Annotated in this window: 5 protein-coding genes; all 5 read right to left on the minus strand. The window is 71.6% G+C overall.

What is annotated here, in order from left to right:
- Window positions 1-2: 2 nt before the first annotated feature.
- The 5 genes from G569_RS57440 to G569_RS62290 all read right to left on the minus strand — a co-directional run bounded on the left by G569_RS57440 (window position 3) and on the right by G569_RS62290 (window position 13,456).
- The gene (locus tag G569_RS57440) at window positions 3-5,942 is read right to left on the minus strand and encodes an Ig-like domain-containing protein (protein WP_028062904.1); all 5,940 of its coding nucleotides are present in this window, start codon (window positions 5,940-5,942) and stop codon (window positions 3-5) included.
- A gap of 54 nt (window positions 5,943-5,996) precedes the next feature.
- A complete protein-coding gene (locus G569_RS64475) occupies window positions 5,997-7,724 on the minus strand; it encodes a right-handed parallel beta-helix repeat-containing protein (protein WP_028062905.1) in 1,728 nt (575 codons plus the stop codon).
- Between the two features lie 67 nt (window positions 7,725-7,791).
- Window positions 7,792-9,729, minus strand: a complete 1,938-nt coding sequence (locus G569_RS0107100) for an Ig-like domain-containing protein (RefSeq protein ID WP_028062906.1) — start codon at window positions 9,727-9,729, stop codon at window positions 7,792-7,794.
- Window positions 9,730-11,796: a choice-of-anchor Q domain-containing protein gene (locus G569_RS0107105; protein ID WP_028062907.1), complete on the minus strand. Its 2,067-nt coding sequence runs from the start codon at window positions 11,794-11,796 to the stop codon at window positions 9,730-9,732.
- Window positions 11,797-11,803: 7 nt separating this feature from the next.
- On the minus strand, window positions 11,804-13,456 hold the full coding sequence (locus G569_RS62290) for a right-handed parallel beta-helix repeat-containing protein (protein WP_157591867.1): 1,653 nt from the start codon (window positions 13,454-13,456) through the stop codon (window positions 11,804-11,806).
- Between the last annotated feature and the right edge of the window lie 11 nt (window positions 13,457-13,467).

The raw sequence follows: 13,467 nt of genomic DNA on the forward strand, positions 1-13,467 counted from the left end.
GTCTACTTCTTCTTGGCGCGCGCCGTGTAGGACTTCGGCGCGCGGATGATCTTCTTGATCCGCTTCACGTAGTCCTGGACCTCGACGACGCCCTGCGCCACGCGGGTGAGCGTGGTGGTGCAGCTGTCCTGGACGAGCCACTTGGTGCCGCGGACGGTTGCCGCGGAGTACTGGCCCTTGGTGCGGAACTTGCCCTTGCCGTCGCCCCAGAGCTTGCGCGACTTCGGCTTCTTGGCGGCGATGGTCGCGTCGGACTTCTTGGCCTTCGGGCAGCCGGTGAGCTTCTCGGTGAGGGTCAGCACGGTGTAGCCGCCGGAGTGCGAGAGCTTGAAGATGCCGTCGTAGAACTTGGCGACGCCGCCGTCGGAGCGGGTGATCTCGACGGTGCCGTTGCGCGCGTCGACCTCGGCGCCGTTGCGGATCAGCGACGGGCTGAGCGGGACGAACGTCTTGGCGCCCGGCTGCTTGACCAGCACGGTGCCGGTCACGGGCTTGGCTTCGACGCTCTGGTTCGCGACGGGCGGTTGCGTCCCGGTGGGCGCGACCGTCGGCGTCGGCGTGGGGGTCGGCGTGGCCTGCTGCACCACCGTCACCGTGAACGCGCGCTGGGTGAGCTGCGTGTTGCCGGCCGCGTCGGTCGAGCGGACGAAGAAGACGTAGTCGCCCGGCGCCAGACCGGAGAACGCCTTCGGCGAGACGCATGCGCCGAACGAGCCGACGGCGCCGGCAGGCCCGTCGAGCCGGCACTCGGTCTTGGCGGCGTCGACGGCGGCGAAGCCGAACTGCGGCGACGGGTCGGTCGTCGGGCCGCTCGGGCCGGAGACCTCCGGGGCGGGCGGCGGCGTGGTGTCGAGCACGAACGTCTGGGTCGCGGGCGAGGCGTCGACGTTGCCGGCGGCGTCGATCGCCCGCACGTCGAAGGTGTGGCTGCCCGCGACAAGGGCGGAGGTGGTCACCGGCGAGGCGCACGCGGTGAAGGCCGCGTTGTCGAGGCTGCACTCGAACGTCGCGCCCGCCTCGCTGGAGAACGCGAACGTCGGGGTCGTGTCGTTGGTCGGCGACGCGATCGGGGTCAGCGTCGTGTCGGGCGCGGTGGTGTCGACGGTGAACGTCTGCGATGCGGGCGTGGCGTCGATGTTGCCCGCGGCGTCGATCGCCCGCACGTCGAACGTGTGGCCGCCCTGGCTCAGCGCCGCCGTCGTGAACGCCGACGTGCAGGCCGTGAAGGCGGCACCGTCGACGCGGCACTGGAACGTCGACCCGGCCTCGTCCGAGGAGAACGAGAACGTCGGTGTCGTGTCGACGGTCGGTGAGGCGATCGGGGTCAGCGTCGTGTTTGGGGCGGTGAGATCGACCACGAACGTGCGCGAGGCGGGCGACGGGTCGGGCGTGCCGGCGGCGTTGAGCGCGCGGACGTCGAACGTGTGCGTGCCGACGCTCAGCACGCCGGTGGTGAACGGCGACGTGCAGGCGGCGTAGGCGGCGCCGTCGACGCGGCACTGGAACGACGCCGAGCCGCCCGACCCGCTGAACGAGAACGTCGGCGTCGTGTCGTTGGTCGCCGTCGGCCCGGCGGTGATGTCGGTGTTCGGCGTCGTGGTGTCGACCACGAACGTCTGCGTCGCGGGCGTCGCGTCGACGTTCCCGACGGCATCGATGGCGCGCACGTCGAAGGTGTGGCTGCCGTCGCTCAGCACCCCGGTCGTGAACGGCGACGTGCAGTTCGTGTACGTCGCGCCGTCGACGCGGCACTGGAACGACGACCCGGGCTCCGTCGAGGTGAACGTGAACGTCGGCGTGTTGTCGTTGCCCGGGTTGTCGGCGCCGACCGTGATCGTCGTGTTCGGCGCGGTCGCGTCGACGGTGAACGTCTGCGACGCGGGCGTGGGGTCGACGTTGCCCGCGGCGTCGACGGCGCGCACGTCGAACGTGTGGCTGCCGTCGTTGAGCGCCGCGGTCGTGAACGCCGAGGTGCATGTGGCGAAGGCGGCGCCGTCCACGCGGCACTGGAACGTCGCACCCGCCTCCGAGCTGAACGTGAACGTGGGCGTGCTGTCGTTCGTGGGCGTGACGATCGGCGTGAGCGTGGTGTCGGGCGCCGTCGTGTCGACGGTGAAGGTCTGGGACGCGGGCGTCGGATCGATGTTTCCGGCCGCGTCGATGGCGCGGACGTTGAAGGTGTGGTTGCCCTGCAACAGCGCGTCGGTGGTCAACGGCGACGTGCAGGACGTGAAGGCGGCGGTGTCGACGCGGCACTCGAACGTCGAACCCGCCTCCGTCGAGCTGAACGAGAACGTGGGCGTCGTGTCGTTGGTCGGCGAGGCGATCGGCGTCAGCGTCGTGTTCGGCGCCGTGGCGTCGACCGTGAACGTCTGCGAGGCGGGCGTGGGGTCGACGTTCCCGGCCGGGTCGATCGCGCGCACGTCGAACGTGTGCGAGCCGTCCGCCAGTGGCGCGGTCGCGGACCCCGGGATGCACGCCGCGAACGCGGCGCCGTCGACGCGGCACTGGAACGTCGAGCCGGACTCCGTCGAGGTGAACGTGAACCCCGGCGTCTTGTTGTTGGTCGGCGAGCTGATCGGGGTCAGCGTCGTGTCCGGCGCCGCGGTGTCGACCCGGAAGCTCTGCGAGGCGGGCGTGGGGTCGGTGTTCCCGGCGCCGTCGACCGCGCGCACGTCGAACGTGTGCGAGCCGTCCGCCAGCGCCGTGCTCGTGAACGGCGTGGTGCACGTGGCGAACGCGGCGCCGTCGACGCGGCACTGGAACGACGAGCCCGCCTCCGTCGCGGTGAACGCGAACGTCGGCGTGTTGTCGTTGGTCGGCGTCGTGATCGGCGTCAGCGTGGTGTCCGGCGCGATCGTGTCGACGGTCCAGGTGCGTGAAGCGGGCGTGGCGTCCGTGTTCCCCACGGCATCGGTCGCGCGCACGTCGAAGGTGTGCGAGCCCTGCGCGAGCCCGGTGTAGCTCACCGGGCAGGCGGCGAAGCCGCCGCCGTCGAGCTGGCACTGGAAGGTCGAGCCGGCCTCGGTGGAGCTGAAGGTGAACGCGGCGGTGGTCGACGCGACGCTGCCGGTCGGCCCGCCGGTGATGGTCGTGTCGGGCGCGACGGTGTCGACGGTCCAGGTGCGCGAGGCGGGCGAGGCGTCGGTGTTCCCCGCGGCGTCGATCGCCCGCACCTGGAAGGTGTGCGAACCCTGCGCCAGCCCCGTGTAGCCGACCGGACACGTGGCGAAGGCGGCGCCGTCGAGCGCGCACTGGAAGGTCGACCCGGCCTCGGTCGAGCCGAACGTGAAGGTGGCCGAGGTGGATGCGACGGTTCCGCTCGGCCCGCCGGTGATGTTCGTGTCGGGCGCGACGGTGTCCACGGTCCACGTACGAGATGCGGGCGAGCCGTCGATGTTGCCCGCGGCGTCGATCGCCCGCACCTGGAAGGTGTGCGAGCCCTGCGCGAGGCCGGTGTAGCCGGTCGGGCACGTGGCGAAGGCGGCGCCGTCGAGCACGCACTGGAAGGTCGACCCGGCTTCCGTCGAGCTGAAGGTGAACGTCGCGCTGGTGGACGCGACGCTGCCGGTCGGCCCGCCGGTGATGCTCGTGTCGGGCGCTACGGTGTCGACGGTCCACGTGCGCGAGGCCGGCGTGGCGTCGGTGTTCCCGGCCGCGTCGATCGCCCGCACCTGGAAGGTGTGCGAACCCTGCGACAGCCCGGTGTAGCCCACCGGACAGCTGCTGAACGCGGCGCCGTCGAGGGCACACTCGAAGGTCGACCCGGCCTCGGTGGAACCGAAGGTGAAGGTGGCGCTGGTGGACGCGACGCTGCCGGTCGGGCCGCCGGTGATGCTCGTGTCGGGCGCGACGGTGTCGACGGTCCACGTGCGCGAGGCCGGCGTGGCGTCGGTGTTGCCGACGGCGTCCGTGGCGCGGACCTGGAAGGTGTGCGAGCCCTGCGCGAGCCCGGTGTAGCCGACGGGACACGACGAGAACGCGGCGCCGTCGAGCGCGCACTGGAAGGTCGAGCCGGCCTCGGTCGAGCTGAAGGTGAAGGTGGCGCTGGTGGACGCGACGGACCCGGTCGGGCCGCCGGTGATGTTCGTGTCGGGCGCGACGGTGTCCACCGTCCAGGTGCGCGAGGCGGGGGTGGTGTCGGGATTGCCGGCGGCATCCACGGCGCGGACCTGGAACGTGTGTGAGCCCTGCGCGAGCCCGGTGTAGCCGACCGGACAGCTGCTGAACGCGGCGCCGTCGAGGGCGCATTGGAAGGTCGATCCGGCCTCCGTCGAGCTGAAGGTGAAGGTCGCGCTGGTCGAGGCGACCGTGCCGGTCGGGCCGCCGGTGATCGAGGTGTCGGGCGCGGTCGTGTCGACGGTGAACGAGCGCGACGCGGGCGTGTTCTCGGGCGCGCCCGAGGCGCTCAGCGCGCGGACCTCGAAGGTGTGGGCGCCCGGGGCGAGAGCGGCGGTCGTGAACGGCGACGAGCACGCGGCGAAGCTCGCGGTGTCGACCCGGCACTGGAACGACACCGCTCCATTGGCGCCGGTGAACGTGAAGGTCGGCGTGGTGTCGTTGGTCGGCCCTGCCGGCCCGCCGGTGATGGTCGAGTCGAGCGCCGCGACCGTGAACGTGCGCGTCGCGGGCGTCGAGGACGGGAAGTCGGCGTCGCGCACCGAGAACGTGAACGTCCCGTTCGCCAGGTTCGTGTAGAGCGCGGCGTTGGACTTGTAACACGCGGTGTAGCCGCCCGCCTGGCCCGGGCCGGTGAGCTGGCACTCGGGCGTCGCCGTCGGGTCGCTCGAGGAGAAGTCGATCTGCGCGCTGTCGCTCGAGATCGTCCCGCTCGGCCCGCCAGTGATCGTGTACGTCGCGGGCTGGTCGAACTCGTACGCCCCCGAGTCGCACGCGCTGCCCTGTGGGCGGTAGAAGCCGCGCTGGTCGAGCGTCCCGGCCGTGCAGTTGGTGGCCGACACCACGAGCCGGTCGATCGCTGGGCTGCTGGAGGCGAGGACGAGCACGTCGACATCGCCGCCGGCGTTGGACAGCTTCGTGTCCAGGCGCGGATCCGCGGTCAACGTGAAGCCGCAGGTGTCGTTGTCCTCGACGTTGTAGCCCCCGTCCGTCGGGCGCAGCGTGGGCGCGCAGTTGGTGGTCGCGCCCGACGGGTTCACGTTGCGGGCGAGGATGCTCCCCGCCACCTGGATCGAGCCCGTGACCTCCTGGGTGATGCCGCCGACCAGCGAGCGCAGGCCGCCGGTGTTGTCGGCGATCGTCGTGCGCAGGATCGAGGTCAGGCCGCGGTTCGTGTTCGCCAGGCCGCCCGGGGCGCCGGTCGCGCCGGTGTTGTCGAAGATCGTCGAGTCCGAGATCCCCACGAACGTGATCGGGGTCACCTCGGCGCCGCCGATGTTGAGCACGCCGGTGCCCGTGTTGGTGTCGATCAGGCTGTGCGTGATCGCGATCCGGCCGCCGGAGAGGTTCGCGACGCCGCCGTCGCCGGAGCCGGTCACGCGGACGTTGTCGAGGGTCGTGATCCCCTGGTTGAGGACGCCGCCGCCCTGGGCGAACCCACCGCCACCGCCGGCGCCGTTGCGGATCGAGAAGTGATTGAGGTTGACCGTCGCGCCCGCGCCGACCCGCAGCCCCCGGTACTTCGCGCCACCGTCGACGATGTTCGTGCGGGCACTGACGCCGTTGATCGTCATGTCCGAGAAGGCCGCGAGATCGTTGTTGATGTTGATCGTGCCCGCCGGCACGTTGATGACGTCCGCGACGTCCTTCGTCGACTCGGAGGCGGCGATGGCCGCGCGCAGGCTGACGCAGGTGTGCGCCGTGGCGTTGCACGACGTCGTGGCGTCGCTTGACCCGTTCGTGACCGTCCACGTATCGGCCTGGGCGGGTGCGGCCAGCGCGAGCGCGGCGAACCCTGCGATGAGAGCAGCGCGCAGGCGCATCTCAGGCGACCCTAACCGGAACCCGGAGCGTCAGGCAAGAGCCATTCGAACAGGTCAGCCGCGTCTCTTTGCTCGGGCGGTGTAGCGCTTACCCGCACGGACGATGACGGTCTTGTGCTTGACGAGGTCCTGCACGGAGACGACGCCGCTCACGACGCGGGTGACCGTCGTCGTGCACGTGTCCTGGACGAGCCACTTGGTGCCGCGCACGGTGGCGGCGCTGTAGGAGCCCTTGGTCCTGAACTTCCCCTTGCCGTCGCCCCACAGCTTGCGGGTCTTGGGCTTCTTCGCCGCCAGGAGCGAGCGACGCGAGCAGTCGAGCTTCTCCGACAGCGTGAGCGTCGTCAGCCCGCCTGACCGGGTGAGCCGGAACAGCCCGGCGTAGAAGCGGGCGCTGCTCCCGGCGGTGTCGGTGATCTCGACGACGCCATTGCGCGTGTCGATCTCGGTGCCGTTCTTGACCAGCGCCGGATCGAACGGGACGAACTTCCCGCCGACCCTGATCGTGACGGTGCCGCTCACGACCCGCACGCCGCCGCCCTGCGGCGTGGGCGTCGGGGTCGGCGTGGGCGTGGGAGCCGGCGTGGCCTGCTGCGTCACGACAGGGGTCGGCGTCGGCGTCGGTGTGGGTGTGGGCGTCGGGACCACCGGGACGGCGTACTCGTAGGCGCCCGCGTCGCACAGCGGCCCCTGCGGGCGGGCGACGCCTCGCTGATCGGACGTCCGCCCGCCGCACGCGGCGACGTCGACGGCCGAGCTGTTGGCCGCGATCGCGAGCGCGGGCGGCTCGGAGCCGTCGAGGCTGCCCGCGAGCTGCGGGTCGGTGTGCACGCCGCCGAGCCCGCACTGGTCGGTGGCATCGGGGGTGACGTTGCCACCGTCGTCGGTCGCCGCCGATGCCAGGCTGCAGTTGGCCACGACCGTCGTCGGCCCGCCGCCGAGGTTGATCGTGCTCAGGTTGCCGGCGACGATCGAGCCCTGGAACCGGGCGTTGGTGCTGCCGGCGAAGATCCCGCCGATCCCCGTCGGTGTGCCCGCGCGGGCCGTGTTGCGCGTGAGCGTCACCCCGCGCAGCACCGGCGGCTGGCCGGCGTTGTTGTCGATCGCGATGCCGCCGCCGTTGCGGGCGCCGTTGGCTTCGATCGTCGAGTCGCTGATCGTGATCGGCGTCGCCGTCGTCTGACCCTGCACGTAGAGGCCGCCGCCGGAGGCCGCGATCCCGGTGCCGGTGGTGAAGTTGTTGTCGATCAGGCTCGCGCGGATCGTCAAGGACGCGGCGCCGAGCGCGCCGATGCCACCGCCCTGTGGGGCCGTGCCGCCGGTGATCCGCGCTCGGTCGAGCGTCAGCGTCGCGCCGCTCTGCACCAGCAGGTTCCCGCCCTGCCCCGCCCCGAGCGTCCCGCCGCGCAGCGTGAGCCCGGTCAGCGTGGCGCCCGCGCCGGTGCCGATCACGAGCGCGCGGGTCCCGGACGGCGGCTCGATCGAGGTCGAGTTCGCTCCCGCGCCCTGGAACGTGATCCGGGTGGCGTTGGAGGGGACGGTGAGCGCGCCGAGCGCCGCGGTCACGGCGTACACCCCCGCGGGTATGACGATCACGTCGTCGGCGGTCGTGCCGTTCGCCGCGGCGGCGGTGATCGCGGTCCGCAGCGTGCAGATCGCCGGCGTGCAGCCTGCGGCGCCGGCGGGGTCGGCCGTCGTCGTCACGGTGAACGTCGCGGCCTGGGCCGGGGCGGCTGCCGCGAGCGCGGCGAGACCGGTCAGGACGGCGGTGCGCAGGCCCATCTGGAGATCGACCCTAACCCCGTGCTCGACCGCTCGGCAAGAGCCGAACGGGCGAGTCGTTCGGGCACTATTTGCGCTTCTTGGGCACCGCGAGGTACTTGCGCCCGGCCCGCACGAGCACGGTCTTGCGCTTGACCGTGTCGCGCACCGAGACGACCCCCTGGGAGACGCGGGTGAGCGTCCCCTCGCAGGAGTCCTGGACCAGCCAGCGGGTGCCGCGCACCGTCACGGTCGCGTAGAGCCCGCTCATCCGGAAGCGTCCTCTCCCGTCACCCCAGACCTTGCGCAGGCGCGTCCCGGTCTTCTTCGCGCAGGAGCCGAACGGCTGGCTGAGCTTGAGATCGACGACGTCGTCGGCGCCCTGGGTGACGACGAAGACGCCGCCGAAGAACTCCGCGCGGTGGGCGGCCTTGCCGCCGGTGGCCGCGGCGATCAGGCGGACGCGCCCGCCGCGCGCGTCGATCTCGGTCCCGACGGGGATGCCCGCGACCGTCCCGAGGTCGAGCAGCGCGGTCGTCGCCGGGCGGCGGACGAAGACCTTCCCGCTCACCGTGCGCGCCACGAGCGTGCGCCCGAGCTCGACGGACGGCGCGGCGGCGACCACCGCCGGCGGCGTGGACGCAGGTGTCGGCTCCGCGGTCGCCGCGGGCGTGACCAGCGGCGGAGCGACGGTGAACGTCTTCGTCGTCGCCGTCGAGCGGTTGCCGGCGGCGTCGAGGGCGAGGACCGCGAACCGGTGCTCGCCCACGTCGAGCCCGGTCAGCCGCTGTGGCGAGCTGCACGCCGCGAACGCGGCGCCGTCGACCGAGCACTCGAACGTCGCGCCCGCCTCGCCCGTGAAGGTGAACTCGGACGCGCCGGTCTGGGTCGCCTCCACCGGTTCCGGCGCCTGCGTGTCGATCGTGACCGAGACGCTGTCGCTCTGCTCGTTCCCGGCGCGATCTGAGGCGGTGACCTGCAGCTCGTGGGTGCCGTCCTGGAGCTCGCGCAGCTCGAACGGCGAGTCGCAGCCGAGCACCTCGGACGTCGTCTTGTCCGGGAAGACGTGCACGCAGTCGAAGACCACCGGCTCGTTCGCGCTGAACTCGACGTCGAACGTGAAGTGGTTCGTCGGGCTCGCCGGCACGGCGCCGAAGGTGATCGCCGGCTTGGTCGTATCGACCGTGATGACCCGCGGGTCCGAGGCCGGCGAGGTGTTGCCCGCGGCGTCCTTGGCCACCGCGGTGAACGTGTGCGCGCCCTCGCTCAGCTCCGGCGGGGTGAAGGCCCAGGTCCCGCCCATCGCCGTGACGGGCTGGAACTCGGTGTTCCCCTCGGAGACGGTGACCGTCGTGCCGGGCTCCGTGCTCCCGCCGAGCGTGATCAGGCCGCTGTTGACGAAGTCCGCGACCGGGACGTCGATCGTCGGCTTCGCGGGCGGGCCGGTGTCGACGGAGAAGTGCCGGTCGGCTGAGGTCGCCGTGTTGCCGGCGGCGTCGCGCGCGACGGCGGTGACCGTGTGCGGGCCCTGCGCGAGGCTCGTCGCGTCGAAGGACCACGTGTTTCCTTGCACGACGGCGTCCCCGAGCTCGGTCGCGCCGTCGAACACCTTGACGGCGGGCGCCTCGGTCGTGCCGCTGATCGTCACGCTCGTCTGGTTGAGCTGCGCGCCCTCGGACGGCGAGACGATCGCGGGCGCGGGCGGCGCGACCGTGTCGATCACGATCGCCACCGCGCCCTGGGCGATCTGCGCGCCGTCGACGTCGAACGCGGTCACCTGGAGCTCGTGGCGCCCGTCGACGACGTCGCGGAACTCGAACGGGGACGTGCAGCCCGGCATCGGCGTGGAGTTCCCGTCCGGGAAGACGTGGACGCAGTCGAACCTGACCGCGTTCGGCCCCGCCGAGAAGCCGACGTCGAACGTCACCGTGTTGGTCGGGCTCGCCGGGACGCCGGTGAACGTCACGTCCGCCCGCGCGGCAGGGGCGAACACGAGCAGGACCAGCACGGCGACGACGAGGCGCATCTACTTCTTCTTAGCGCGGGCGATGTACGACTTGCCCTTGCGGAGCGTCTTCTTCACATGCCGTTCGAAGTCCTCGACCTGGACGACGCCTTGGGCGACCCGCGTCAGCGTCGTGGTGCAGGTGTCCTGGACGAGCCACTTGGTGCCGCGCACGGTGGCGGCGCTGTAGGAGCCCTTGGTGCGGAACTTGCCCTTGCCGTCGCCCCAGAGCTTGCGCGACTTGGGCTTCTTGGCCGTGGCGGTCGCGTTGCCCTTCTTGGCCTTCTTGCAGTCCAGCGGCTGGCTGAGCGTCGCCGTGGTGATCCCGCCGCTCTGGCTGATCTTGAAGCGGCCGTCGGAGAACGTCGCCTTCTCGCCGGTCGAGGTGGTGATCGTGACCGAGCCGCGCGTCGCGTCGATCTCGGAACCGTTCGGGATCACCCCCGGCTTGAGCGGCACGAACTTCCCGGTCTTGGGATCCTTGATCAGGACGGTGCCCTGCGGCTCGGCCTCGACGCTCTTGTTCAGCACGGGCTCGGGCGAGGGGGTCGGGGTCGCTGTGGGCGTGGGCGCCGGCTGCGTGGATCCGATCGTGAACGCCCGCGTCGTCGGCGTGCTCGCGTTACCGGCGGCGTCGACCGCGCGAACCGCCAGCGTGTACTCGCCCGCGCCGAGTCCGGCGGTGCTGTAGGGCGAGGCGCAGGCGGCGTACGGCGCGCCGTTGAGCGAGCACTCGAACTTCGCGCCGGGCTCCGAGCTGAACTCGTACCCGTCCGAGACCCCCGGCGCGCTCGGGGCGGTCTTGTCGATCGTGAAGGTCTGCGTGATCGTCGCGTCGTCGGGCGCCTCGATCTCGAGCGTGTAGGTGCCGTCGGCGAGCTCCTGAACCGTGTACGGCGACGTGCACGCCGCGCCGGACTGCGGGACCTCAACGATCGAGCAGTAGTAGCTGGAGTACGGGCCGCCCCAGGTGAACGTCGGCGCGTGGTTGCTCGGTCCGTCGGGGACCGACAGGAAGCGGAAGGCCTGGTACTCCCACGCGCCCGCGTCGCAGGCGGCGGAACGCGGGTGACCGACCTGGTCGGTCGGCGAGCAGGTGCCGCCGATGTCCATCGCCGGGCTCGGCCGGTCGAACTGCAGCACCTCGGTGTCGCCGCCGTCGAGCACCAGTTCGGGGAAGACGTGGGCGTTGGCGTCGCTGACGTCGCCCGTGCCGTCGAAGTTGCAGGTCGTCCCGCCGTCGTCGACGTTGTAGCCGAGGCTGACGATCCCCGCGCCGCAGTTGGAGTTGGCCGAGCCGACCGTGTTGCCCGCCAGCAGCGAGTTGCGGACGGAGATCGTGCCCTGCGCGTTGATGCCGCCCGTGAAGCCGTTCGCGGTGTTGTACGCCACCGTCGTGCCGACGAGCGTCGTCCGGTCGGCGTCGTTGCCCCACTGGTTGATCGCGCCCGTGTTCCCGGCGCTGTTGTAGGCGATCGTCGTGTTGCTGATCGCCAGGTTCGCGGCCGCGCCGCCGTCGCCGCCGAAGTTCACGATCGCGCCGCCGTCGGAGCCGCCCTGGTTGGCCGCGTTATGGGCCAGCAGGCTGTTGCTGATCGTCATCGTGCCGTTGCGGTTGCCGAGCCCGCCGCCGCTGTACGCGGAGCCGCCCGTGACCCGGACGTGGTCGAGCATGACGGTGCTCGACTGCGCCAGCAGGTTGCCGCCGAAGTACCCGGCGGCGGCGGTCGCGGTCCCGCCGGCCATCGTCAGGCGCGAGATCGCCGCGGTCGTGCTCGCGATCTGGAACACGCGCGAGCCCTGCGCCGCGTAGAGGTAGGTCTGGTTCGCGTCGGCGCCGGTGATCGTGACCTCGGTCGTGAGCTGCAGCGGGCCCTGGGTCAGCGCGTACTCGCCGGCGGGGATCTGGATCGTGTCCGGCCCCGGGTTCTGCTCCGCCGAGACGACCGCCTGCCGGATCGAGCACGACGTCGCGCACGTGCCCGTGTCGTCGTCGATGGTGTTGACGACGTACGTGTCCGCCGCCGCAGGGGCGGCGAACGCCAGCAGTGCAGCGACCGTGGTCGCCAGGATTCCGTTCCAGCGCATGCGGTGTCTATCGCCTCGGTCTCGCGGTGTAGGTCTTGCCCTTGCGCAGGGTGATCGTCTTGCCCCGGACGGCGTCGCGGACGCTCACGACCCCCGTGGCGACCGTCGTCCTCGTGTAGCGGCATCCGTCCTGCACAAGCCACTTGGTACCGCGGACCGTCGCCGCGCTGTATTGGCCTTTCGTCCGGAATTTGCCCTTTCCGTCACCCCAGAGCTTGCGCGTCTTGGGCTTCTTTGCCGCCGCGGAGGCCAGTTTGCGGCCTCCTGGACACCCCGTCAGCTTCTCGGTCAGCGTCAGCGTCGTGATGCCGCCGGACTGCGAGAGCTTGAAGATCCCGCCGTAGAAGAGCGCCTTGCCGCCGTCGGAGCGGGTGATCTCGACCTTGCCGTTGCGGGTGTCGACCTCGGCGCCGTTGGCGATCACCGACGGATCGAGCTTCTTGAACGTCTTCTCGCCCGGGAGCTTGACCAGCACGGTGCCGGAGACGGGCGCGGCCCCGACGCTCTTGCCCGCCACGGGCGTGGCGGTCGGCGTGGGCGTGGGCGTCGCGGTGGGCGTCGGCGTGGGGGACGCCGTCGGCTGCGGCGTGGCGGTCGGGGTCGGCTCGGGCGGCGGCGCCATGTACTCGAACGCGCCGGAGTCACAGGCGGGGCCCTGCGGGCGGGCGACGTCACGCTGGTCGACCGTGCCCGCCGGGCAGTTGTCGCCGAGCGGGACGCGATCCACGGCCGGGCTCGTCGGGTCGATGGCGAGCACGTCGGTGTCGCCGCCGCCGTTGGCGAGCGCGGTCGCGAGGTGGGGGTCGCCGGTGAAGTTGAAGCCGCAGGTGGCGTCGTCGGAGACGTTGGCGCCGCCGTCGGTGGGTGCGGTGCCGCAGTTTGCCAGCGCTCCTGTGCTGCCGTGGTTGCGTGCCACGATGCTTGCGATCACCAGGGCGTTGGCCGTGGCCGCGAGCTGGAGACCGCCGCCCAAGCGCCCGCCGGTGTTGTCCGCGATCGTCGAGCGCAGCACCCGCAGCAGGCCCTGGTTGCTCGATGTGACCGCGCCAACCGCGCCGGTGTTGTGGAAGATCGTCGAGTCCGAGATGACCGCGAAGGTCACGGGCGTCACTTCCGCACCGCCGACGTTGAGCACGCCGCCGCCCGCATTGGTGTCGATGAGGCTGTGATAGATCCCCATCGAGCTGCCCGTGAGGTTGGCGACGCCGCCGGCGGCCGAGGCGGTGACCCGCACGTGGTCGAGTACCGTCGTCCCCTGGTTGAGGACACCGCCGCCCTGCGCGATCTGCGCGCCGCCGCCCACCCCGTTGCGGATCGTGAAGTGGTTGAGCGTCGCGTTGCCGGTGGCGGTGACGTGCAGGCCGCGGGACTTGCCACCGCCGTCGATGACGTTCGAGCGGGCGCTGACGCCGTTGATCGTCATCACCGACTGCACCACGAGCTCGCTGCCCAGCGTGATCGTCCCGGCGGGGACGTTGATGACGTCGGCGACGTTCTTCGTCGCCTCGGAGGCCGCGATCGCCGAACGGAGGCTCGGGCAGGTGGTGCCGGTGCAGGCCGCGCTCGAGTCGCTCGACCCGTCGGTGACCGTGAACGTGTCGGCCTGAGCGGGGGCCGCGAGCGCGAGCACGGCGAGAGGTACGACAAAGAGGCGGCGCATCCGGACCGGAC

Origin of the sequence: Solirubrobacter soli DSM 22325, assembly GCF_000423665.1 — a bacterium.
Taxonomy (GTDB): Bacteria; Actinomycetota; Thermoleophilia; order Solirubrobacterales; family Solirubrobacteraceae; genus Solirubrobacter; species Solirubrobacter soli.

Excerpts from the sequence above, each read along its gene's own strand:
- G569_RS57440 (WP_028062904.1), bottom strand. The coding sequence starts at position 5,942 with ATGCGCCTGCGCGCTGCTCTCATCGCAGGGTTCGCCGCGCTCGCGCTG.
- G569_RS64475 (WP_028062905.1), bottom strand. The coding sequence starts at position 7,724 with ATGGGCCTGCGCACCGCCGTCCTGACCGGTCTCGCCGCGCTCGCGGCA.
- G569_RS0107100 (WP_028062906.1), bottom strand. The coding sequence starts at position 9,729 with ATGCGCCTCGTCGTCGCCGTGCTGGTCCTGCTCGTGTTCGCCCCTGCC.
- G569_RS0107105 (WP_028062907.1), bottom strand. The coding sequence starts at position 11,796 with ATGCGCTGGAACGGAATCCTGGCGACCACGGTCGCTGCACTGCTGGCG.
- G569_RS62290 (WP_157591867.1), bottom strand. The coding sequence starts at position 13,456 with ATGCGCCGCCTCTTTGTCGTACCTCTCGCCGTGCTCGCGCTCGCGGCC.